Source organism: Crateriforma conspicua (genome assembly GCF_007752935.1).
Classification (GTDB): domain Bacteria; phylum Planctomycetota; class Planctomycetia; order Pirellulales; family Pirellulaceae; genus Crateriforma; species Crateriforma conspicua.
In genome coordinates this window covers 1,498,686-1,523,746 of the sequence record NZ_CP036319.1, presented here as the reverse complement: position 1 = coordinate 1,523,746, position 25,061 = coordinate 1,498,686, and the positions used below count along the sequence as shown (strand labels likewise).

The following is a 25,061-nucleotide window of genomic DNA, read 5'->3' as shown; positions in this document are numbered from 1 at the left end:
CAGTCGATATCGACAAACCATTGTGGCAACATCGCAAATCCCAGGCGACTCGGACACAACAAATGCCGGACGCTGGAGTTCACACGCAACCTTTTTGCATTTAGATTTTAGATCGACCATCGGCTCGTACGCTACGGGTGACCACCGCCGCGCCGCCCCGTCGTCATTGAATCGGTCTCGGTATCGTGGCGTCATGTCCCTGCCGATAGATCGCGTGTGACCATCCATGTGGCTTGATTGCAAACGCTGACTTGTTGCCACGTTCCCCCGTATCCGCCTCAAGAACCCAAGCGTAGACGACAGGTGGGCGATCACCGAAAGTCTTCGCCGCTCATCCAAGGAACCGTCGTGAAATCTCGTCGCGAATTTCTCAGTGAATCATTTTCATCCGTGACCGGTTTCGGGGTGGCTTCGGCCCTGGCCGCATTGGGCGGACGCATCGCACTGGGCGATCACGCTCGGTCCGGACACGCGTTGTTGCCGACCAAAGATGAAACGACCGGCTTGGAACTGATTCGATTGCCCGAAGGATTCCGGTACGTCAGCCACGGCTGGACCAACGATCCGATGTCCGACGGAACTCCGACTCCGGCAGCACACGACGGGATGGGTGTCGTCGCCGAACACGATGGCGTCGTCACGCTGGTCAGAAACCATGAAATCAGTGACGACTCCGACGCTTTACCCATCACCGACGGGACTCCGTTCGACCGCCGCGCCGGTGGCGGCTGCACCACACTGACGTTTGATACACGTCACGGTCGCTGGTTGGACAGTCGCGTGGCGATCGCAGGGACCAGCCGTAATTGTGCGGGCGGCGTGACCCCGTGGGGCACCTGGCTGACCGCGGAAGAAACCGTCTTGGGTATCGACTCGGTCGATCCGTATCAAAACAATGCCGCACGTTCTTTCAAACGCGATCACGGCTGGGTCTTTGAAGTCGATCCCACCGGCGTGCGTCATCCTGTACCCATCAAAGCGATGGGGCGATTCGTCCATGAAGCGGTGGCGATCGATCGCGAAACCGGCATCGTTTACGAAACCGAAGACCGTGGCACCGCTGGATTCTATCGATTCATTCCCAACCAGCACCGAAAGCTGGCCGCCGGTGGCAAGCTGCAAATCGCACAAGTGGTCGGTCACGACGACCTACGCGGCCACGTCGAACAGGGGCGTGAATTCGATGTCCGGTGGCATACGATTCCTGAACCGACGCTGGCCAACACGCCCGGCCTGGATCAACCCGATGAACTGGGCGTGTTCAAGCAAGGCAAGCGACTCGGGTGCACCACGTTCGCACGACTGGAAGGCTGTTGGAGCGGCAATGGAATGATTTACTTCGACGCCACCAGTGGCGGCGCCGCCAAAGCAGGTCAGATTTGGCAGTACGATCCTGAAGCTCAAAAGTTGACGATGCTTTTCGAAAGCCCCGGCAAACAGACACTGAACATGCCCGACAACCTTTGTGTCAATCCGCATGGCGGCTTGGCTTTGTGTGAAGACGGCGACTATGGCGATGATGAATACCCGCAACGAATCCATTTGCTTTCGCAAGACGGACATCTGATCCCGCTGGCAGTCAACGACGTTCAGCTGAACGGGCAAAAGGGTTTTCAAGGCGACTTCCGAGGACGGGAATGGGCCGGCGCCACGTTCAGCCCCGACGGGCAATGGCTGTTTGCCAACATCCAAACCCCCGGCATCACCCTTGCGATCACCGGCCCCTGGCAAAACCTGACAGGCGATGCCTAAGCGGTCAAAACAAAGGCCGAACGCTTGGGGGCCTATCGTGGCCATGCAGCTCTAATTCGCGGGCGATGCATGGAAAGACTCCGGGGTTCTGGGGCTGGCAGCCAAGTCCGCTTTCCCTCAGAGAATGGAATTCGGAAATCTTTTTCCGAATCAATGTTGACCATTGTTAAGACCATCGCTGACCCTCAAACGCATCTCCGGTGCAACGCCTGAATACCGAACAAGGAGGCCTGCCCCTTTGTTCGTTTAGGCAAAGCAGGCGCGGGCAGATGCTTGGCCGCGGTGATGCCGTAGGCCGGACTGCTCGGCATGCTGTTTCAGCGAATCGGGTGCGCCGACACACGAAGTCTTGCCGAAGTATTTTTGCCAGTTCCAAACCAAGTCACGCCACATCGACGCGTCGATACCGAGCGACTGGAGTATCGCCGAAAGTTTGCGGGACACTTTCGACGCGACACCGTCTACGGTCTGCTTTGCCGTCCAGCGCAGCAGTCGCTTGTAATCACTCCACTCAACGCTCAAGAACCCACGATCGCTGCTGCGGAATCCCGCGGAATGAACCTGAGGTTCGTCAGCGAGTATCGATGGATTAAGCGGAAGTGGTGCAAGCCACTGATCACGACGGATGCGCTTTCCGGTTGGGTTCGCCTTCTTTGCGATTCGTTTCTTGCGAAGCTGAGCGACCGGTGTTTCGCGGATCTGGTGCCCCGCTTCTTCGGTCGGAATTGGCCGCAAGTCGAACGCCGCGGATGGGATCTGCTTGCCCCTCTCGGCTTCAATGCGGTCATAACCACTGGTATTCGGACTGTGATCGGGTGAGTCCGCCATTGCCGCTCGCACCGGATTCAAGTCGACATACATGCTGCATGCGAGCAAACCAGCCTCGTCGACAATCCGCTGGCACTTGAACCGCCCTTCCCAGAACCGCCCCGTGCATTCGTCTTGCTTGTTGGCCATTCGGGCGATTGGCTCAGCCAGTGCGCGCATGAACCAAGAAATATCTGACAGACGCCGACGTATTTCAGCGAGTCGTTCCTTGTCACCGCAGAGCATCTTGACGTCGTTCTCAGTGGGTTCGGCCAGATGCTCCTCGAGCCTACGACCTGGAAACACTCGCAGCCAGCGGATCGCAACTTCCTCGTCGGACCAAGCCGCACAGACATCCGGCCGGTTGCGCAGGATCTGGTGAATGTGATTGCTCATTACCGCGTAAGAAAGCACATCGACGGCGAACACCGACGCAAGCGATTCCATCCGACGTCGAATCCACTCTTTGCGAAATGAGTAATCGACGCCGGTCTCCCGATCGACACCGGCCAGGAACGCGCGTCTCACGCAGCGTTGAATAACGTGGACGACACACACTTCGGCAGGATCGAACTGCTCAGCACGTTGCGGACGAGGCATCATTCACCGGCGGCGGAGGGGATTGCTATGGCACAAGCAGAAACTAGCCGAACTAAAACGGCCTGTCAACACAAGGTGGGTGGCACCTTTTGAGAGGAATAGCTGCGGATTACGAACAGCGACCCTACCGCCGCCGGGATCGACAAGACCGACGCGGACGGGTGCGTGATTCATGTTCATGCGCTGCGGCATTCATTCGGGACGCACCTATCGCGGGCCGGCGTGACGCCCAGGGTCGACCAAGCTGCGATGCGACACAGCGACATAGCCTCGACGATGAACACTTACACGGATGCTCGGTTGCTCGATACGGCCGAAGCAGTGGAAGCGTTGTCGATTGCCCGGGATCACGCACTGCGAACGGTTGCACCAAACTTGGGCAAAGAGGGTCAAATGGAGTCACATTCTGACCATTCGACCGATCGTAACGGGAACGACGCAGATACTACAAAAGCCCGCAAAACACTTAGTTTCACGGGCTTTGATGCAGTCGGGGCGACAGGACACCGTTAGAACTTTTCTGCTCTGGTGTGTCGGATCTGCAAACAGCAGATTCACTGCGTTTCTGGCAGCTAAATGAACTTATTGGGGAGAAGTGTAAACGGTTGGAGTGAGTTGAACCGGGGCACAAATGCCGTTAGCGGAATTCACTGAGGATGTTGACGAAGACCTTCTTTTCGTTCAACGGAAAGCGAACGAGTGTAGCGAGCGTTGATTGCAATCCAGTTCGTAAATTCCTCCGGGACTGAGCTGTCTTCGTAAATCGCTTCTACCGGGCACTCCGTTTCACACGCTCCACAATTCGTGCATTCATCAGGGGCAATCATGACCATTCCTCCCGCGCCGGTCGAACTGTCATCGGTTCCGGCAAACACAACTCCCTGGCCGGGAATGCGGTTAGCGAGTGGAGCGAGGTAGAAGCAGCTTTCGGGACATGACTGTATGCACGATCGATCCAGACAACCGACGCAGGCTTCTGTCACTACGTAGCTCATTGAATGTTTCCTTCAGACTGTTTCGAGACTTCTTCTCCAACCCAATCATCTCCAGTCTCTAACTTGCTACTCCCTTCGCAAGTCAAATCGCACGAACTGCCCTTCTCCGAGAAAATCGAATTTTCGTTCGAACAACATCGCCAATTTGTCATTTGCTGTAGAAAAAAAGACTTGCCTGCCTCCGGCAACGACGAGGTCTCGAAGGTAATCAAGGAACGAAAGACAATTGAAGTCATCGACATGCGCTACGGGGTCGTCGATCAAAATGGCGGGCGGAGCAGTCCTGAGTTGCGCATTCTGAGCGAGGAATAGCGAAAGCGCAAAAGCTGATCGCTGCCCGGTACTGATCTGCTGAAGACCTGCAACAGCCCCGTCTTTCTTTCGCACAAGCGTCGTAAGGTCTTCGCCTAAGCCGGAAAACTCAGGTGGCGAATGTATCCGTGCAAATATTCCCTCAATCGCCATTCGATTTTGCCGCAATGCTTCCTCCATAGCACCACTCAGGGAATGTTCTGTTTGAATTTTGTTGAGTACATCTTGTGCGTCATTAAGCCGTTCAATGCGAGGGGTCAGCCCAGCCAGCTGCTTTTCCACCTGCTCCTTGCGCTTCGTTGCCTCAGACACTCGTTTGGCTTCGCTTTGTTCTTTCTGAGATGTCAGTTGGTAATCTGACGCGACCTTTCGAATTGAAGTACTTGCGACCATTACTTCAGACAATGCAATATGCTTTTCCCAGGGATAGTGCGTCCGGAAGTCCGCAAGCCGATTCAACAGCGTCTTGACGGTCGAAATTCGCTCGCGAATCACCGCAAGAGATGATTCTGGTGACTCGCTTCCTGGCTCGACTATGCCGAGAGTCTTTTCTAGCGTTTGGTGCTTCTTCTCAATCGATTTCCTAATCGATTCATGTTTCTCCACCGACGCTTCCCTCTCGGACTCTAGCCGTAAACGCTGGGTTTCGAGAGCTTCTCTGGTCGTGTTTGCAACGGGCTCTCCTGAGCCACTCGACTGCGAGAAAAGCTCTCGCAATTGACTGACCGAATACTCGCCCTGGCTCACCGAAGTCAGATCATCTTGAATCTGAGATGTTGTGTCCTCTAATTGCGACACCTCTTGTTGAATTGCTGATGCACGGTTCAGAATGTCGCGAATTGTTACGGACGTTGAAAGCTCATTCTGTTCACAGAATCTTCGAATCCACTCAGCGTACGGCCTCTGAGCCTCCGCCCACTTGACCTCTTTTGTGCAATTGCGCAGATCCTCCAAAAGTTGCGTCGCCTGAGCTTCAATGTCAGTGTCCACACCTGAGTTGATGTGGCTCGCCAGTTCACCGGGCGGAAATTCTGTATGGCATAATGGGCAGGTATTGGGAGACGCAGCGTCCTGTAGCATTTGCGAAGCAATGCTTCGAAGTTGTTGCGACAATTTGACTGACTCATCTCTGAGTGCAGCAAACTTCGAGTAACGGGCGTCGGCATCATCGCGTGCCTTCTGAAGCGTGTCGAATACATTCAGAACGCTATTCAGAAAATCTGATACTGATTGATCCAATGACGGCTCAAGCGATTGTTGCAGCTCCCGCTCTTTGAACCCCACGACCTTTCGGCGTAACGCCATTAGCTTCTTCTCAGCATCCTCGATTCGCGCCACCATATCTGGGACACCAGCAGCGACCAATTTGGACGCCTGCTCTAAATCCTTCAAAGCCGCATCGAACTTTGTCAAGGCACCAACAAGCGGACGTTCATCACTTCGCAACATCTTAATTTGATTGATCAGATCAGTAGCCAACGTACAATTGCTTTCTGCTTCTGCAACGAACCGCTCCAACTTGTCGATGGTGACTGGAGAACCAGCCCATTCGAGCGCAATTGATTGGTTAAGCAATGTGTTGAGCTCGGCCAAAGATTTCACCAGTTCGTCACTTGCTTTGTCTTTTTGTCCTTCTTGGATCGACCATCCGGCCCGCTCAACGAGAGTTGAGAGTTGAGCGAAAACCGCATTTGACTCCTGCTTAGATTCAGGCGATGCTTCCAGCTGACGTTTTACGGATTCAAGTTCCAGGTTCGCCTGGTTGCGAACCGCGCTCAGCTCCTTGATCTTGTCTGCTATCTTGGCACTGGTCCTCTCAATCTCACGCCATGTCTTTGACGTTTCCGGTCCAACCAACAGTTTCGACAAGTCATCTTCAAGCGACTCATCCGATTCGGCCAGACTGACGGCGGCGTCCGTGTTTAGAAAATTAAATTGTGAAAAGCTCTGATAAAGCCGATTGGTCTTAACTTCTGATTGGCCATACCAAGCAAGATTGCGATCACGGAACGTGGTAGCCGACCGTCTATCAGTGGCGGATTCAGAAGTGTTGTCAGAAAATATCGCATCAATACGATACCTCTCCTTAGACTTCGGGTTCCGCTTGGTGTTGCCGCAATACAACAGCTCCACAGCCTCAAACAAAGATGTTTTCCCGGTTCCATTTGGTCCGCAGACAAGGTTTACCAAACCAAATGAGAACGATCGCTGAACGGGAAACTCGCGAAACTTAGTCAGTTCAAGTGACGAAAGGAATGGTTGTTGTTTCGCAGCTCTAACCGGACGAGTAGCTGGCAGTGGCGTTGCGTCTTGCCCGTAGTCAGCCTCGATAAGCTCTAGTCGACGCGGTAGTGATTCGTCATTCAAAACAGCGCGATCCAAGTTCGCTGCCGCAAGCATATCTGTCCAAATGCTCACAATTCCAGTCGCGACTTGACTGTCAGCGATCTGAAACGACGGAGAAGAAATCGCCCAGTCTAACTCACCTTCCGCGATAACAAACTTTCTGGCGTACTTACGGTCTCGCTGGATAAGCTCACGCGTTGATTGTATTGTCGCGTCAGTAGCTTTCTCCGCACCCACAACAAAATAGAGATAATTGCTCCACTGAAGGCTTTTTCTGCCTTCAAAGTACCGCTTGCCAAATATCTTTGCTTGGTAATCATCAAGCAACTGAGATGACGTTGGCAACTCATCAGAGACATCGACATAGCAAATGGCGAAAGCGCGGTCGTTCGCTCGGCGCGTGAATCGAACTACGGCCTGATCAATCTGCTCGATATCTGGATACTGCGAAGTCAGACGACTTCGAAGCTGTTCTACAGTTAAAGTCATTTAGGCCTCGTAATGTCAAATGGTGACCCAGATTTAGGATCATCGATGTCGACGTAGGGGTGAGAATCGAACGTGACATCATTGCCTTCGTCACTTCGGTACCACACTTGAAGACGCTGTCTTGCCTCGATAATGTCGTCTGGATCGTTCAAACTTTGCCCCAAGTATTCCTCGACAGTCTTCACGATCGACTCCACCTGCGTTTCGCTGTAGTCATCACCAAGATAAATGGCAGTCGCTCGCCGCCCGTTCTTTGACACGACGTTCTGGTGAGGTGAGTCAGGATGCCAGTCAAGATCGAAACCGGCTTCGAGATCGGCGATGCCTGCCGGTAATGATTGCTCTAAGAGTCTATAGAGCCTTTTGCATCGCCGCAGTCGTTCCACGCGGAAGTGATGAGCCTCCCCGTCCTGACATGCGGTTATTCTTCGTACAACTTCCGTGGACTCGATCGCACAGGAGTCGAGTTCCTTCAGCGTATGCCAGTTAGCGCCCTTCTCCACTTTGCCCGCGCACAGTGCGAGTAGTCGTTCCACCTGGAACGGGTTCGTGGAGGCCATCGCTGTGATTTTTGTCTCAGCTCCACCGCATTCAACTGCAATGGCAGCAAAACCATCGTCGACGGAATCTTGCACTACCCAAGAGGCCGTATCGGGTTCCCATGCTCTCGTCTCAACGACTTGTGGACCACGGCGTCGTGAAAGCGACGCTGGGACTCCAATGTGAGCAACCTTTGTTGCGTTGAGCAAGAATAAAGAAGGACTGTAGTTAAAGAACAACGCATGAGAGCGGAGAGATTCGAGCCATGTGTAGTAAAGTCCACGCCGATGATTCTCGGCTAGCGTTGAATCTCGGTTGTCGAATTTATCCGGGCACAAGTACCAAGCAGATCCACCAATATTGCTCCAACACTTCTCAGATCCATCGTGCGAAGCATGTACATTCTGAGCCCAATTCAGGCAGACAAGTTCCGTTTGCCCTCCACCGTACTGAAGCAAGCTGCTTCGATATCGCCGAAATTGATCTTGTCGCGGCTTGGCATTTAGTTGGATGTGAATCAGGAGCGTTCTGTCATAAAGTAATTTGGCGTGCTCATCCAAAAATGCAAAAGCATCGGAACAAATCAGCGTGGCCATTCGCAGTTGCGAAGTTCCATTTCCGAAGCAGTAAAGTCGACTGCCAGTCTGCAATCCATTGACTTCGAAGTGATCGGGATCTCCTAATGGACATATCTTGAACTGAAGCAGCATGACAAGTTGATCACTGCTTTCTGACCCATGTCGTTTTGAGCGAAAGATGTACGCGACCGGATTTAAGAAGCGCCCGGAAGTGTTGTCAATTTCCTCAAACACAAACTCTATGAGATGAGAAAGTCGTCCCCGCATCGCTGTGAGTTCAGAGATGGTGATGCTTTCACATCCAAGAACCCAAACGCTCCCTTCCACCGGAGCGACACCGTTTGAAAGCTGTACTTCCAACGTTCGCCAAGGCATCGAATATTCGGGACTGACCACCAAGTCGGCAGAACTGCGCACTGCTTCGTTCAGAAATGCGCTGAATTGGTCATTTGCCAGTGCCGAATCTGCGTGTCGCACACCGTCTTGCCCAAGTTCGATGTTTCCCTGGGGCTGAAACAACAAAGCGCTGTAATTGCTCTGTGTAGGCGCAAGGACGTTCAAATCAGGATGTTCAATCCCGAGTTCTGACAATACATCGCTAACAGAAGTGATCTCCATCTGAGCTATTCCTAGTTCATCCCCAACGCTTTGAAGGCAGCTGCCTTCGGATCTCCATAAAACACCGGGTCAACATGCTCCATGATGTCACCACTGACTTCAAGGAATTGTCGCTTGTTCTCAATTGGAACCAAGGCGCGTTTGACTCCATTGTCGCGTGCTAGCTGTAATGGCTCAGTGAGCGATCGGACTTCTTTGATGTTTCCTTGAATGCTCATGTCACCGAGAATCAACGTTGCAGCTGTGACGGGAGAATGGCGAATTGCTGAGAAGGCTGCGACGAAGAAAGCAACGCCAACCTCTGCTTCGACACCGTTATTTAGAAGGTCGATTGACTCGACGTGGAAATCGGATGTGTCAATTTCTCGTCCCATCCCGAATTCAACTTTCTTCGAAAGGAAATAGCTAAATGCTCGGCTGATGGACTCCTTCATTGTGCCCCGAACGCCTCCAGCAACTTTCAATTTGCCAGTACCGGAAGTAATCGTGACTTCAAGTCGATAAAGACCGACTGTGCCATCTGGGCCAATCGCTCCCGTGTATACAGAGCCGGGAGCCAGTGGATCGGCAGCTACCAGATCCTTTCCACCCTGCTCGGGCACGCCGACAAATCGCTCCTCGCCCAGTTCCTTGTCGCTGTAGCTGAATGATGTTTGGTAGTACTCGAATGATCCCATTTTCTTGAGTTGCTCTTTGACGCGTCGACGTCCCTCTATTGCAAACTCAACAAGTTCACCAAGCTCGTCTTTGGAGACCTTGCCGTGCGGATAAATGATCTTCATCAATCCAGAGACTGTCTTTCGGACAGCTTTCTGATCTCGTGTGTTTAGATGACTTCCAAGGTGAAAATGCCGGTCGAGCATTTCGGTGAAATTGTGCTTGCGAAGTGCCCTCAGGGCTTCCGCAAAATAATCGACAACGAAGCCATAGTGGCTCGTGAACAGATCGGGGCGCATTTTTGGCACTTCCCAGCCCGGAAGGTAAAAGTGCAAGCGATCAATAAACGCCATATCATCCCGGATGACGTCTGGCATTGGTGCAAACAGATGCCCCTGCTGGACCATCACGTCGATTGGCTGATTGGTGTTCCCGAACATTGCGATACTTGCATCGCCCGTGTCAGATTCCTTCCCTCGCTGAAACGTTCCTGACTCACAGTACGTCTTCATCGTTGTGATGACTTCTTTGGGCATCTTTTGAAGGTCTGCCACTTCATCAAACGCCACCACGTCCCAGATTGTCACCATCCCTTTCTGCTTGCCTGACATGTGGCCAAACATGTTCGCCACAGTCGTTGGTCCTGTCAGCAGCGCTCCGTAAGGAGAAAGCTCCTGAACGGCATAACTCTTTCCGGTACCACGAGGACCAAGCTCAACCAGATTGAAGTTTCGCTCGGTGAGTGGAATCAGCCGAACGAGGAAGAGCATTTTGAGCCGCTTATCCATAACGTCTGGTTCGTAGCCCATCGTGCGAATAATGACATCGATCCACTCATCGGATGTGAATTCAGCGCGTCCCGCCTGGTACTCTTCAACGTTGAAAGAGGCGATCTGAATTGGCTGAAGTTTTGTGATCCAGAATGGATTCTTTCCCTTTGTCTCTTCGTCGTACTCAAACTTCATGTCGACCTGAGCCCAGACGCCACCCGTCAGAAGCCTGTCGTAGTCACGAACGTATTTTGGCGAAACGTGGACGAACTTGTGGTTAAAGTTCACAAGCTCTGCCCAGTACTCGGAATCTGCAAGACGGACTTTCACCTTGTCGATAAAGGTGTGGGTGTCGCCCTGAAGCTGTTCAACTTTTGACTGCGCCTTCATGAACTCATCTGGCCTGATGTAATTCTCAGAGAGCGTGTCGTTCACTACCTTGAGACCCATCTGAATCGCCATCTCGTCTGAGGAGGCGCAGTACTTCCCAAGGAGGAATTCCAGCACGAACACAGGAACGTTTGCGCCGACTTTCACTTTGCGAACAAGATCCTTGCGAACAACTTTGCCGTCAAAAGCTCTGGTGAGCTTTTGATCAAGTGCGTCCTGCCCGGTTTGTGTTGCTTCTTCAGTCATAAGTTCTTCCTATTCGATCAAATCCCAAGCTTCACCGGGATCTTGTTTGATTTTGCCAGTATCCGGTCGGTCTCAGGGTCAAGGACCACTATCTCGACACTGGTCACGCTGTCGTTAAGTAGCTGAACGCCAACCGTGCATTTCGTACCTGGCTTCATTCGCACACAATGCGTTAGCTGCTCATGTTCTGCATCGAGAACCATTCCGACGTGCCCAACGTGTTGCCCGGCACTGAGCAATACAGGGCGAACACTGAAATCGTCTTGAGAGAACAGGGAGTTTCCTGCACTGATCCCGAAAGTGACGATTCTGTTTGCAATCTTCTCGGGAATCTTCGACAGCGTAATGTCAATGTCGGACGTGGCTTCTTTTGCTACAGAAGGCATCCGTATCGAGAGTACAGGTATCAGCAACTCCTGGAGACTCAATCCGCCGTGATAATACGCAAGGTCACCACCTGCCTTAAACACAGAGTTACTGGCAGGGAACACGAAGTCTAGATCTGAGTCGTATCCAAGTTGCTCGGCAGACACGCGAACAGTTCCAGGAGCTGTCGCTCCTCCTCTTCCGGCCCAGCATCTACGATGCAACGAAACCTGCTCACCGCCAGGCTTATCAATTCTCTCAGACTCATCACGCTCGTGGATGAACAGGTGTCCGTGGTCCGCTGCGACCACGAACTTTGAAATACCCATTAAAGAAAGTCGCTTGATAGCTCGTGCAACGTTGTTTATTGCCGTATCCATCACCTGACGTGCGAGAAAGGTGTTGCCTCCCTCACCCATCGCATCAATTTCAATGCTTCGAACAACCACCAGTGGAGCAGCTGCAATTCGTTTTTTCAGCTGTGAAGGCGAATGACTCAAGACCTTATCCAGCTCAAGATCCACAACATCTGGAACGCGCCCCTTCCAGACCTTTCTGCGATCGTTTAGTGATCCAGATACTGAGTTCTCAATCTTCGCTCCGAGATCCTTTCCGCTTTCAACAACGGAAAAGGATTCATCTGCTCCCGGCATCAATGCAGCCATTCCGATTGGCGTAATCGTAGGGATCGCTGCAATAGCAGGTTCGAGACTCAGCTGTTCCGCAACTTCCAACAGCCCTTTTAATTCAACGCCCATTTCGTAGCGGAGAGCATCGACCAGAATGAAGCACACCGGCTCCCCGGTCGTTTGCACTTCCCGGCTGTAGACTTCTGTCTGGTGCATGACTCCAGGGAGTGACCAGTCGGAGTCTTTGAAAGCAGCGATAAAGCCGCCGGTCATGCGATTGAGAAGCTTTTCGTAGTCTTTGCGGACGCGGTGAATGACTTTCTCGGATACGATTGTATCTGTCATCGCAGAAAGCGCCGATTCCAACCGTCTGTGTAGCAGGTCGACTCGATACCATCCTTTTTCGGCAGAATAGCCCTCAACCCAGTGGACTGCTGTTTTCTTTGCGTCGGGCAGTTGAGCTGATACATCAGTGACAGCTAAGCCAAGCTGTGCGGCAAGGCTGTAAGCTTGCCACTGTTCCTGTCGCTGAAGCCTGTTCAGTGCCCAGAAACTGAGCCGTCTGTGCTCCACAATCTCAAGTGCGGCCTGAAAGTTACCGGTCTCGATTTGCTGCCCGACGTATTCAAGCAAGCATTCCTCTTCAAAACGAAACGTATCAATCTTACCAAGCGTTTCCGGGGCAATTCCCTGAGTCTTTAGATGCAATTCCTGCTCAATGCTGTCGGCAATTGTGACGTAGGATTCAGAGTGGGTCTCCCGCAACTCCTCTGCAACAGCAAGAACCAACTCAAGTTGTTTGCCAGTCGGCTGCTCAACGAGATTTAGTGACGGAGGAGCATCACATTTCAGATCGTTTCGGAACTCGCCCAGCAGTACATACCGACATGCCTTTCGTCGTGCATCTTCAAGCTCGAATTCGTCTTCGAGTTCCAGACCGAGCCGCGAGGAAAGCAGGTCGCGAAGCTCTGGAATGGCTCCCTTTTCGGTGATTCGGGAGTCTTCATCATCGGTAGCGAGCCACGATGCCAGAATGGTTGCGTTGTCTTTGGCATTGTAGATGACCTCCAACAAAGAACCTGATGTTCCTTGTCCCTGCCCACCGGCAAGTATTCCGACGATGTCGGCGTAGCCAATACCGGGTGAAGCAAGGAGACCGTCTATTTGCCCGTCCCCAAGTTGTTTCTTGAGCACCCTTCGAGCCTCACGCTTTAGCTGGGGCTCCCATCGCTCCCCTCCCGCTTCTAGCTCCATTAAGACTGCGGTATCATCATCTCGTTTCTTCTCCGGAAGATACAGCAAAAGTGGCTCTGAAGAATCACCAGAGACTATGCTCTCGACTGCAAACTTCGCTTCAAAGAACGAATCCTGCATCACGCATAGTGACGCGGCTTTGCCATCGATTGCGATCGTATCCACCTGGCAAGTTGCCGGGACATTCTCACCTGTCAACTCGGCGACGAATTCCTTGAATTCTCCCCGTCCGTCGTACCAGACAACGACTCCGCGTTTGACAAGCTTGTCTGCCAGTGTCTGCGATAGATGCTTATGCAGTGCGTGCATCAATCCTCCCTCTCGATTGTTAACTTGTCGGGATCGAAAAGACGCACGTACGGCTCGTATTGATAACGCCTGTTACGCTCCTGTCCGGTAATCTCTCGAACCAATCCCAGTTCCTCTAGCTTTTCAACAATGGTGTTTGCAGTACCGTACGCGCACCCCATAACTTCCTTGGCTTCGCCCACTGAGAACGTCGGCTTCTCAAACATCCTGTCATGGAGGCGAAGCGAGTTACTGGCTGAAGCAAATGATTCAGAGAGAACCTGCCGATGTTCCTCACGTAGTGCGAGAATTCGACGTGCTGTTTCCGTAGCCGAAAGACTCACTTCGTACACACCACGTAGAAAGAACTTGAGCCATCCTTCCCAGTCGCCATTGACCCGCACTGCTGTGAGGCGGTCATAGTACTCGGCCTTGCGGCTCTTCAGGTAATAACTCAGATAGAGCAGAGGGCGAAGCAAAATCTTCCGTTCACACAACATGAACGTGATGAGGAGTCTTCCGACTCGACCGTTACCATCAAGAAATGGATGGATAGTTTCAAACTGGGCGTGAACGAGACCGCATTGAATGAGAAGCGGCAGCGAGTCGCGCTCGTGAATGAAACGTTCAAGGTTATCAAGTGCCTGAAGCATCTCATGCGGTGGTGGGGGCACAAAGTCAGCATTCTTGAGCGTGCAACCCTGCGCACCAATCCAGTTCTGCGAGCGACGGAACTCTCCCGGTTGCAGTTCGCTTCCGCGAACCCCGGCCATCAGTTGCGCGTGGATCTCTTTAACGAGTCGAAGACTCACTGGCAGCTCTGGAAGTCGCCTCAGTCCATGGTTCATGGCAGCAACGTAGTTGACGACTTCTTCGACATCCCCCGGACGTGAATCTTGATTGGCGTCTGCTTCGAATGCCAGAACGTCTTGAAGCGTGCTCTGGGTGCCCTCAATCTGGGAACTCAGCACGGCTTCCTGCCGAACGTACATGGCAACGAACAGGTCTGGATTCGGAAGCACCGTAGCCACACCGTCGAGTCGACCAAGAGCACGGTCAGCATCTGAGAGGAGTCGGGTCAGCTCCGAGTCCAGCGTCACAGGCGGATCGGGAGGCAGATCAGCCGGGATAAATGCCCGGTAATCGGTCTGTTGCTTGACGTATCTGCCTGCTCTCATTGAACTAACGCTCTATTTCAGTTGACTTAACTACTGGCCCTCCAGGTTCCAGTTATTTCAATTGTTGCAGGTTTTTTGAAATAAAGACAGCCCCCGGCCAGTCTTGTTTCAAAGCCTGGCACTTCTCTCAGGAGCTTCCCCGTCGCCTCCGGCTTCTGCTGGACCCGTTTGATGGAACAGGAGCATCCAGCAAACTCTGGAGTGCTGCCTTTACGGCTGGACTGGTACGCTCTTTCACAAGTCGTTCGATGACCGTTTGCCAGCCGCCTTCCGGTTCATGCTTTGGCTGCAATCGTTCGCGGTCGTCCTGTTCCCAGAACACTTCTTCGAGACCGTGTGCGATGGCGAGGCACGCGTCGGTGACGCATTTAGGCACCACTCGCTCTGGCCATAGGTGCATCGCAAGGTGAGCCCAGTCGTACTCGCCTTTGACCAGCTTGCCCCAGCACGCTTTGCATTCCTTCTGCCACGGCTTATTCTGCGGGACAAGCCGCCAGAGCGGGGCGAAGTTGATGATCACACCGTCATTGAGGTTGGGATTCCATAGCGGAGCGATTCGCTCGATCTCTTCGGCCATCGAAGCCAATTCGGCGACAATCTGTTCTTGGCCTTCAATTTCCTTGCGCTGAGAGCGACTTGGCTCGGCGCCTGCTTCACCACGTAATCGTTCAAGCTTTTGCCGCTCATGTACAACCTTGGGCTTGGCGTACTCATTGAGCACTTTGAAAAACGTATCCTTCGTGAAGTGGTGGTAATAGAGCCAGACGGAGTAGAACGCTGAAGGCGTTGCAACTTGCCAGTAGATTGGTGCTTTTCGTCGGCTCTTAGAATAGTGGGTTATGTGCAGGCTAAAGAACTGCTTGGCCAACCAAGGGCGTAGTTCCGCTTCTCGACCTCCGAGGATATCGATTACTTCGCGAACAATTGCGTCCGACCTATCAGGTGCAATGTGACCAAACTGAAGCGATATCGCCCGAGCCACATCGTCCTCATGTCCCTGATCATCGACGAATATGCCTGCAACAGATTGGTTTCTTGCGTTTGCCGCAGGTGGAATAATTGGTAAAGGAGCGAAACTATCCTTCGCGTCGCATCGGATATTGTCGAATGACGAAAAAGAGCTTCCCCAACGTCCCATCGCTAAGCCAAACGTGAAAGACAAGACTTGGAAAGCGAGATCTGTCAAGTCGAGATGGTTGATTGGATTCTCTGATTCTAAGACGCTCAGCACTTGACGCGGTGTTATGTTCAATGTGCGGCATATTAATTCGATCCGTCGCGAGACCATATACATTTTCTTCGCGGTAAATCGTGTCGCTCCAACCGCATCCATTGCCGCACGCGTCAGCTCGTCTTTACTTAGACGGTAAAGCCGACATATGTCCTCTCTGCTTGGATCGCCGACTTCATTAGTTGTAATGTGTGGGCCAAACTCGTGGTCTAAGAACGCAATGTCGTGATCAGATAGGCCAAAAGCGGCGGCTATTCTGGCATCTTCTTTCTCGACCTGTTCTAGAAGCGTGACGGACAGCCCATCCTCAATTCGTGATATTCTCGCCGCCGTCTCACGTATACCGTGAATTCGAATGTAATCAGGAATGCCGACAAATTCGCGGCTTGTTTCGTCGCGCAAGAATGGGCTCCGCATGAACTCCAGCCAGCTGACCGCAACGCTCACGTCAAACTCTCCTCCATGAGGAGGAGACGGTAGCTGCTCTATTGCTCGCGGAACATAATTTCGGGCAGCACCTTCTGCGCTTGTCGAACCACCTTCGCCTAGAAATATTTCGAGCGTTGCACGAGCGATTCGAGTGTGGCAATAGGCAATTAGCCTTAACAGGGCCTCAGAAGCGTTCTCGGCAAACGAATCCGGCAACAACCCATGCCCCCCGTCACTAAACGCACAACCAGATGGAAGTATTCGCACGCAGAATCCACTCCCGGTACGATATGGATACGTGCCACCAGGTTTGCCGTAGTGCCGGACATTCCGCACTGTCGCGGCAGAGGATTGGAGTAGCTCTCGACCATTGTCATGCCAATTAAGCATCAAATGTATATCGTCGTACAGTGGATTGTATTCACCGCCTTTTGCCATCGGAACCCATTTGGAGCCTTCACCCACGAATGTAGACGCATCGGCTGGAATTTCCCAATGCAATCGAAGGTAGCGAAAGTTATCGGCAGAACTTAGGCCAACCAATGCGTGAATGCCAGACTCCGCGAACGTCTTTTCCGCGGTGCATGCTCTCAAAAACGACGGAGACATCCAGTATGCAAATGGGTGGTGTGGTAGGCGTGAAAGCAAGTCGATGTTTACAACAAATGTCTCTTCAGCATTAATATTGATGTCGCGCAGATTAATGATTCGTTGGCGGATGACCGCCTCTTTGTCTAAGTCACGAAGGGCGCGAATCGCAATGGCTTGCCCAACGGCATGACGTGCTTGGATACAGTAAGCTGCTGCTTCAACCGCTGCTCCGTCAAGAACTCGCCAACCCAAATCGATTAGTTCAGTTGTTTGACATTCGCCTAGCATGCATCGTCGTCGCGCATCTCCACAGTAAGTATTGAACAAGACAGTTCTCGAAGAAATTGCACCAAGTCGACCGCCATCACGCAGCATTTCCGTAGTTCGAGACAAGAAGCAAGCCATAATCTCATTTCGGTCTTTCTCGTATTCCTGACGCAAATATGTCTGGCTTGTCTCTGCCGGTTCTCCGAAAGGAGGATTCATCAAAATTACGTCATATCGAGTTCGGCACAGGTCAATGAATGAAAATCCGGTTGCGACATCCTCAGTAAACAGACGACGTTGATAACCGATCCCTTCAGCTCGTTCGGCGTACTCGCTGAGCGCACCATAAATACGTTGCTCCGCTTCTTCCCAAAAAGACTCGTCGGTGATTCCGCGAGTCAGATCAAGTTCTTTCTGTACGAAGTGTGGTTCATCATCGAACAACGTTTGCTGTTTAAACTCAGGGCGTTCCAGCCATTGCTTCTTGGCTTTGGCTACTTCCTCGGAGATGTCATCTTCAATCTTCAACAATGAACCTGCGTCACTTACTAGTTTCATTGCCTCGAAAACTTTTCGGACCAGAACCCCAAGAAACCGGCTTTCAGCATCACTCGACAAGTGTGCTTCGATGAACTCATTCAAAAGCTCAACTTCCCCTGGCATCGCCTCAGCACACACAATATTCGATCTTGCGATCAGTTGTCGTGCGCCCGTTCGCACGTTGGCGTCTTTGTATGTTCGCTGCCCTCGCATCCAGAGAGCCAATGCTGCAATCTGAGCTGCCCGTGGATCTATGTCGATCCCATGTAGATTGTGACCCAGCACCAAACCCGGCAACGCAGCGTGGAGCTGCTCCAAGTCAGAGTAGTCGTCTCGCAACCGCCGCCCCGTGATTTCCGACTTCGGACTCGCTTCGTCATACCAAGCTTCATCATAAATTGAGATTAGTAAATCGAACGCATACAGAAGGAAGTGACCGCTTCCACATGCGGGGTCGAGGATCTTCAGGTCTCGTGGATCTTTCTTTGCACGATATGGGATGTAAACGGTCTTGTTGAGCAACTCTTCCTGGGTGGACTCCAACTCTGAGTCGCTGCCATCTTCATGCGCCTGCTGACCGTCTACTAGAAACACTTCGTTGGGTCGGCGAACCAAGTACGGGCACACGTCCACGAGCCTCGTTTGCCCCCGACGCATTTCGTACCAGATGCGCCCTAAAGTGTTGTCTGTCAAGAACTCAACAACATACCGTGGCGTGAAGAACTGGTTACGTACGGCCAATTCGCGACTGTTGCGGGGAGCCTGGGATTCCTCCCGCATTTTTTTCCGTTCTTCGCCGCTATTAAAATATTGGTAGACCCAGCCGATCGTTTCATCTTCGCTCCAGATGCCAGCGAGCTCGGTCTCTCTCAATATGTCCAGCACTTCGGTCAATGCAGCTCTCCGAGGCCAGAGTAAACTGGCTGAGTCTCGACGGTCGAAAAGGACCTTGACCTCAACGGTCAGCTCATCAAACAGGCTCTCCAGATAGATACGATATCCACCATCCTCCAGGCCTGACAAACCGGGCGCAAGCCCACAGAACTCTTTAAAACCACTCGAATCGTCTCCTTTTGAAACGCACTCCTGTAAGAACCCGCGAGCTTCAAGCATACGCAAAGCTACAAACCGGTTGAGGAATGTAAATGCAGCTTCACGAGTGAACTCGTCGACAGCTTGTTTTGCCGTCTTGCCACTCGCCTTAATGTGTTCAATCGCCTCGACCAGCTTTCGGCGAGTCAGTCGCTGTCTTGCATCGAGGTGCTTGCCTGGCTCAGGCAAAATATTGCCATCGGGAAGTACATCAAACGCACCTTCCAACTGTTCGGTAAATTCCTCTTCAAGAATCTGCCTGACCTGTTGGGTCGCGCGTTGCAGCTTGTTACGAGTATCCTGATCCATGAAATCGTCCTGTTCTTCCCTACTGAATCAAGATGCGTTTGTTTTTAGCGATGTAGTGGGCACACTCTTCACGGAGCGAGCCAAGTGCTGCGTCAAGTTGGTCCTCGGTATCAATGCCATTACTGAAGTGGCTCCCCACTTTCACGCGAACGATACGATCTCCTTCCACTAATCGATGGACTTCTGCAACTGCGTCCGCCAATCGTTTATCGCACGCATCGATATCAGAGCGGAGTTGAGGGATAGGAGTCGTCGCCGATACGTCGGTCGATGTGCGACTGGTGAGCGGCTCACCAATCTTGGTTTGCCTATCTTCGTCAATCTGATCCCAACCGGGGGTTGATTTCAGTGTGTCTACCGCAGCGAGGTACCCTTCGGATCGCATGGCAACCGAAGCCTTGAACGCGGTCTCATATTGCTTGACGATGTGTCCAGCGGCCTGGTCGATCTTCGACAGCTCACGATAAAAGGTCTCTCGCGACATCAGATCAGCGAGTTCCTCGGCACGCTGTTGATCTTCTTCGCTGGTCGAGTCCTCGCCCTGAAGGAACGGCCAATGGTAACTGAGAGCCGTTCCTGCTCTTGCTAGAAGCACAAGTTGCGGTTTAGCAACAGTCTTGGAAATGTCCGCCGCACGAGTGATGGCGTCTTTGATCTTAGCGTGCCCACCGGCAAAACTGAGAATCGTCTCTTCTTCATTGGCTGACGACATCTGATCGAGTTGACTGATTGCTGACGTCAACAAATCACCACCGGGCAAATGATTCTGAACAAGCATTGAATGCACTGCCCTGAGATCGCGCTGACACACAATTGCCTGCTCACGAATCGCTTTGGCAACTTCATCCTGAGTCAGACTTGGGATCTTTTCGCCAAACGTTTGTTCGTACGCGTTTCCAGCCTTAACAATTTCTCCGAAGTCGAGCACTTTCTTGGGACGAAACGTACAGGATCGAAACTTTGTGTTGTTCGTAAAAGCATCCACAGCGCCAATATCTACGACCGATTCAATCGTGACTCCCTGGCTGGTGACAGTAACCTGTCCGGCTCGGAGTAGTGACAGAGCGAAGAGTTTCACCACGTCAACGTCCCAGCCATACGGTGCAGAGCCAAACTCAGCTTCGAGCGCTTTTCCGGTCGGATTGATGCCGTAGTCGCTCTTGTTGTTGATCCAGGTCAGTACTTCCGAAAGCGGTCCTGAATCAGACTCAAGAACCACGGTACCGTTCTCGTTGCGGAGTAGTTGTAGATCGTTGAAAACAGATGGCAGACCTCTCAGGTCATCACTGTTGAGCAGTGCCTCAAGATCTTTCTTTGAGACACGAGCCGCTCCCTCGGAAAAACGCTCGAATACCTCAGGCAGGGCTTTCGCCATCACTGACTCAGCGGCCTTGATTACAGTCTGGTCCGACTCATCCGGGCTACGGTCATTGCCCTGAAAGTAAATCACGGAAGTTAGGGCAGCACGTTCTAGCAACCGTCGGACTTCAGCTCGATGATTGTCGCGCCTTCGTCCTTCCTCAGACAAGAGCCTCGTTTCAGCGGCGGTTTGGGCACCACGTTCTTTCTTGGTGATCATCTCCTTGGAGCGAAAGACCTCAGAAACTTCTTTGTCGATGCGTTCATTGACAGGAATGATCCAGAAAACTGTGCCCCGTTCAACCTGACTCTGTTTACGCAGCTCATCTTTCAGTCGCTCGTAATCATCTTTGTCGTCTTCAGCAAGACGCACCTGAAAATCGATGTCTCCCTTAATTCGCTCACGCCCATCAAGGAAGAGGCTTCCTTTGAACACTCGTGTTCCAAGTAGCGTGTGAGTTGGTTGCGGCTGCCAGAGCTTCTCCATCGTCTCGCGAAGCACCTGATTTGTGTCGGCCCGCTTTGGCTTCAGTGCAGCCCGTTGAGTCTCCCAGTCATCTTCTGTAGGCGTTGGGATTCGGTACCCGTCATCGCCAAGCCGAATTTTGTGAGCATCAAGCAGTGCCTGGAGTGCTTGATCAACACTTGCCCGAGCTGAATCTCCACCAATACTCGGATAAAGCGTCGCTGCGATGTTTTCCGCAGTTCGGTGGATACTCTTTACGAATTGAAGCAAGCAAATCGACTTGGCTACTTTCTGAGCATATGGATGCTCAACTTCTGCCGGGAGTCGGGCAATCTTTTCGCGAATCGTGCTGTCGATGTTATCGCGCACAAGGTCGTAGATATGTTCAACAGTTACGAGCTGCCCCAACTCCTGCTCACCGAGACCCACTTTCGGATGAGCGAGTAGCTGTTGAGCAAGCTTGATGACCGTACGGTTGGCTCCTCCAACGTGGCGACTGGCTCCACCCTGCGTGCGAAGACCAGAAACGACGTGGATCACAAAATCAACCTGATACGGCAACATCGGATAGAGGTCGATAAAGTTTTCGCGCCCAACTTGCGGCAGTTTGATGTCGGCTGAAAGCGATGTGTTTGCTGTCAAACTCCCTCGATTGGCTTCGTACACTTCTGCCAGTTGCTTTTCTGCATCCCCCTTCTTTGCAAGCACTCGCTTGCTGGTGACTTCAGAAATGTCACTTGGTTCAAGATGAACTTGAAGCGGAAAGCGATCCATGAGTCGGGCAAGCTCAACGCGTGAATCATCCAGTCCACCCACAAGCTCGTTTAGCTTCTCCTGCGAAGTAACAACGACCCAGAACTTCCCCTGGCCGACACGCCCGAGTGCCTGAACGATGCCCTGCAAATCGAGCATTTTGTTGACGGTTCTGGCAACAAACTGGCCCACTTCATCGATTACAAAGACAAGATTTCGGCCTTCACCTCTTCTCGCAGTCAATTCCTTGCATCGATCAGCAAGATGATTCGGGCTAATGTCTGCCCGTTCTTTCGCGCCGCGAATCCAGGAGTCAGGCGAGGAATACGTTTCTGGTTCCAGCTCATGCATGACTCGACTGGCTTCATTCATGGCAAAGGCAATCAGATTCTTGCTTTTATCCCAGTCCTTCTTCGGGTAGAGCGTCTTGTAGGTCGTTTTGAATTCATCCAGACGCCCCTCACCTTCAAGCGTTATCTCCAGTTCTGCCAGATCCAGATCTGAGGCGTAGCCAAGGTGCTCAAGAAGCTGCCGGTACATGATCTCGGTCAGCATCTGATTTCCGTGCATGACACCGCGTTCAGTAGCGACGTCGAAGATAACTGCCTCGGTAGGAATTTTCTCTGTGACCGTCTTGATCAGTACCTGAACCTTTGGGTCTCCAATGTGCGTTGCCAGTAGATCGCTGGTGGTGTCGCTGCCAAGTTGTCGGTTGGCAATAGCGAGCCCAAGCAACTTTGCAAAACTCGATTTACCGGAGCCAAAGAAACCGGAAATCCAGATCGCCATCCTGTCACTCGGTTTGTTGACCGAGGCACTGTAGGATTCGAGAATCTCGATGAAATTACTGAGGATCGTCCTGGTTACGATGTACTCGCCAATTTCACTGCGAATCACCTCTTCATCCGTCTGATCCACTTTGATCACTTCACGGATGTCGCGGTGAATATCCCTTGCGAATATGTCTTTGATGTATTGCTGTGCCATTTATCGCGTTCCTATCACAGTATCTTTGCCCGGTAGTTGTGTTCTGCTTCATGCACTCCCATGAAACTGAGCCCCGCAGGAGGCACAATCTCGCCCGGATAAAACAGCACACCCGGTATTTCTAACTTCGCTTGAAAATGTTCAATCAGTGTTGACGTTCGATAACACGGATACAGGGCACCGGCTCGCGTGATCCAGACAATGTCACGCAATGGATCGCTGTTTTCTGGAACTTTGCTCAGCACCAGTTGATCAAGTGGTGCGTATTCGCTGAGAACCTGGTGAACCGTTTGTGCAACCTGTTTGTGGCCGTTTCGGCCAAGCATTCGCTCGTTCTCTACGAGATCCTCGGCTGAGACACCAGCACTTTCGAGCGCCTCCATCATGCACTGCATGAGTGAAATGACAGTGATTCGTTTTCCCTTCTGCTCAAGGCGAGTTTTCAGCAAGGAAAGCTCCTGCCGGAGCGCAAATTCACTGGCCGGATCGTAGAGAAAGATGCAAAGCGGCATGTCCTTATAGGCGCTAATATCTGGTCTCGGATCTTCGCTTGAAAGCAACGGCTCCAGCGTATCTCTGAGGCGGGACTTCCAGTCTCTCATACAACGGCGCTCCTTACGTATTCATTGGTGTCTTCGCAGGGAAGCGTAAGTTCCAGCAAGCTGCCCGCTCTTTCAAAATGAAGCCTGCCGTACTGGTGAAGCCGCAAGAGTTCTTCTTCCACCTCGTTCGATTTCATCATAAAGAGTCGCCAGTCCTTCGCTTCGACAACCTTCCGAGTGTTTTGCTCTCTTTCCATCAGCGAATGGAGCAGGTAAATGAAGCTTCTCTCCGAGAGGCGGTACGATTCGAATTCTTTGTTGGTACGGCCGCGCATGAGATGGAACTCGACCGCTATTTTTAGTAATCCGTTTGCAACGCGGCGATAAGTGTTTTCTTTCCACGCATCCACTGACCCCAGCTTTGCCCTGACAACTCCGTGAAGGTACTCAACGACGGGATCAGCAGTAATGATCACAATCCCGGCTTGATGCTTCTCGAAAAGCCACTCTGTGATGAACGTGCGAAGCAATTCATCATGACGACTCATGTGCCAGAGTTGCGCCGGTCTCCAGTCCTCCAGGTGCCAGCCTTGTTGGACCAGCTCGATCAGGCGTTTGTCAGGTCCCGTCAGGTCGTAACGGCGCTTGAGGACCTGAAGAAACTTCGTCAACCAGCTTTGCGAAGACGCTCCAATTGAATTCGTTTCTGCAATGCGCTTGAAGTTCTGTGATGTGGATTCCTTCAACTCCCAATTGGAGAACGTTCTATACGTTTCCTCGATGAATGGGCCGCGAATCGCCAGATTCGAGCTTAGCTCGCTGTCCTTTGCATTCATTTCGGGAACTCCTCTTCTCGAATGAAAGGAACGGCGAGCTTTTGCGGCTCACAGCTTTCGTGTGCTCCGGCAAGCAGCGATACCGCATCTGAAATTGATTCACCGCTGAGCTTTATTGGAACGGATCGTAAATCGTCAGCGCGGCGTAGTTTGCTTGCCTGCTCTGCGAGCCCGTTCCCGAGCAAATGCATGCCGGTCAGAGCGCTAACAGGTTTTCCGGTCGAAGCCTTATCGACTTCTTCCAGGAACTCTTTCCAGGGAGCCGGGTTTTCTAGCCAACTCGCCCAGCCATCTTCAATTCGGTCCTCGATTTCGGCTGGCAAACGCCACAACGTGTACGACTCGGGCGGATTGAACACCTCGTTGCAGCGTGCGGAGGCAACAGCGAACACGGCACGACAACGAGCAAAGACATGCGTTTTCGGGAATCCGCGAGAGATGGCCATTTCCCCGAGATTGCTGAGCAGCCCCTTGGTGTTCCACCATTTCATGCGGTCCATTTCGCCGAGCCGCGCAATGACGATTCGCTGCTTAACGATTTGCTCAACATCAATTTCCACGTACCCGCTTCCTCTCTTTGTCATGGCGGTTCGATGACGTTTTCTTGACTGGCGTCTGTAATGCCTTCAGCAGTGCGGTCACATCTTCCATTCGATAAAGTCGATAGTTGTTCACCGGATGCCGGTATTCGTCGATCTTCCCGCTTGCGCCCCAGGACCTGAGCGTATTGGGGGCAACACCCAGCAGGTCGCTGGCATCCTTAACGGTCAGGTACTGTTCTTCTTTAGCAGCCACGGTACTGGCCTCGCTTTCAAACATGGCGAACTCTATCTCTCGCTAACGC

At 52.3% G+C, this 25,061-nt stretch carries 15 protein-coding genes; 2 read left to right on the top strand and 13 right to left on the bottom strand.

Annotated features, from left to right (window positions below; all coding sequences use genetic code 11):
* Window positions 1–348 precede the first annotated feature (348 nt).
* Window positions 349–1,752, top strand: coding sequence for an alkaline phosphatase PhoX (locus Mal65_RS05575; RefSeq protein ID WP_196784594.1), 1,404 nt, complete (start codon window positions 349–351; stop codon window positions 1,750–1,752).
* A gap of 246 nt (window positions 1,753–1,998) precedes the next feature.
* Here the strand turns inward: Mal65_RS05575 and Mal65_RS05570 are convergent, their stop codons facing one another.
* Window positions 1,999–3,159: a transposase gene (locus Mal65_RS05570; protein WP_145304704.1), complete on the bottom strand. Its 1,161-nt coding sequence runs from the start codon at window positions 3,157–3,159 to the stop codon at window positions 1,999–2,001.
* 165 nt (window positions 3,160–3,324) lie between these two features.
* On the opposite strand from Mal65_RS05570, the gene Mal65_RS27460 reads away from it, so the two are divergent.
* The gene (locus tag Mal65_RS27460) at window positions 3,325–3,672 is read left to right on the top strand and encodes a tyrosine-type recombinase/integrase (RefSeq protein ID WP_196784592.1); all 348 of its coding nucleotides are present in this window, start codon (window positions 3,325–3,327) and stop codon (window positions 3,670–3,672) included.
* A 134-nt stretch (window positions 3,673–3,806) separates the two neighbouring features.
* Here the strand turns inward: Mal65_RS27460 and Mal65_RS27455 are convergent, their stop codons facing one another.
* The 12 genes from Mal65_RS27455 to Mal65_RS05505 all read right to left on the bottom strand — a co-directional run bounded on the left by Mal65_RS27455 (window position 3,807) and on the right by Mal65_RS05505 (window position 25,036).
* Window positions 3,807–4,154 (bottom strand): 4Fe-4S dicluster domain-containing protein, encoded by a 348-nt coding sequence (locus Mal65_RS27455; RefSeq protein ID WP_145294624.1) that lies wholly within the window; start codon window positions 4,152–4,154, stop codon window positions 3,807–3,809.
* 66 nt (window positions 4,155–4,220) lie between these two features.
* Window positions 4,221–7,301: a hypothetical protein gene (locus Mal65_RS05555; RefSeq protein ID WP_145294621.1), complete on the bottom strand. Its 3,081-nt coding sequence runs from the start codon at window positions 7,299–7,301 to the stop codon at window positions 4,221–4,223.
* On the bottom strand, window positions 7,298–9,037 hold the full coding sequence (locus Mal65_RS05550) for a hypothetical protein (RefSeq protein ID WP_145294618.1): 1,740 nt from the start codon (window positions 9,035–9,037) through the stop codon (window positions 7,298–7,300). Before Mal65_RS05550 ends, Mal65_RS05555 begins: the two co-directional genes overlap by 4 nt.
* 11 nt (window positions 9,038–9,048) lie before the next feature.
* Window positions 9,049–11,100 (bottom strand): protease Lon-related BREX system protein BrxL, encoded by a 2,052-nt coding sequence (brxL, locus tag Mal65_RS05545; RefSeq protein WP_145294615.1) that lies wholly within the window; start codon window positions 11,098–11,100, stop codon window positions 9,049–9,051.
* Window positions 11,101–11,117: 17 nt separating this feature from the next.
* Window positions 11,118–13,658 (bottom strand): PglZ domain-containing protein, encoded by a 2,541-nt coding sequence (locus Mal65_RS05540; RefSeq protein WP_145294613.1) that lies wholly within the window; start codon window positions 13,656–13,658, stop codon window positions 11,118–11,120.
* Window positions 13,658–14,815, bottom strand: a complete 1,158-nt coding sequence (locus Mal65_RS05535; protein WP_145294610.1) for a Fic family protein — start codon at window positions 14,813–14,815, stop codon at window positions 13,658–13,660. The genes Mal65_RS05540 and Mal65_RS05535 overlap by 1 nt, the downstream gene beginning before the upstream one ends.
* 127 nt (window positions 14,816–14,942) lie before the next feature.
* Complete coding sequence (gene pglX / locus Mal65_RS05530; RefSeq protein WP_145294607.1) at window positions 14,943–19,274, bottom strand: BREX-1 system adenine-specific DNA-methyltransferase PglX; 4,332 nt, start codon at window positions 19,272–19,274, stop codon at window positions 14,943–14,945.
* A gap of 19 nt (window positions 19,275–19,293) precedes the next feature.
* Entirely contained in the window at window positions 19,294–22,839 is a 3,546-nt protein-coding gene (brxC, locus tag Mal65_RS05525) for a BREX system P-loop protein BrxC (RefSeq protein ID WP_145294603.1), read from the bottom strand.
* A 14-nt stretch (window positions 22,840–22,853) separates the two neighbouring features.
* Window positions 22,854–23,441 carry a BREX protein BrxB domain-containing protein gene (locus Mal65_RS05520; protein WP_145294600.1) on the bottom strand — a complete coding sequence of 196 codons (588 nt, stop codon included), beginning with the start codon at window positions 23,439–23,441 and terminating at the stop codon, window positions 22,854–22,856.
* The gene (locus Mal65_RS05515; protein ID WP_145294597.1) at window positions 23,438–24,217 is read right to left on the bottom strand and encodes a BrxA family protein; all 780 of its coding nucleotides are present in this window, start codon (window positions 24,215–24,217) and stop codon (window positions 23,438–23,440) included. The genes Mal65_RS05520 and Mal65_RS05515 overlap by 4 nt, the downstream gene beginning before the upstream one ends.
* Window positions 24,214–24,777: a BrxE family protein gene (locus Mal65_RS05510; protein ID WP_165701089.1), complete on the bottom strand. Its 564-nt coding sequence runs from the start codon at window positions 24,775–24,777 to the stop codon at window positions 24,214–24,216. Before Mal65_RS05510 ends, Mal65_RS05515 begins: the two co-directional genes overlap by 4 nt.
* On the bottom strand, window positions 24,767–25,036 hold the full coding sequence (locus tag Mal65_RS05505; RefSeq protein ID WP_145294592.1) for a helix-turn-helix domain-containing protein: 270 nt from the start codon (window positions 25,034–25,036) through the stop codon (window positions 24,767–24,769). The genes Mal65_RS05510 and Mal65_RS05505 overlap by 11 nt, the downstream gene beginning before the upstream one ends.
* Between the last annotated feature and the right edge of the window lie 25 nt (window positions 25,037–25,061).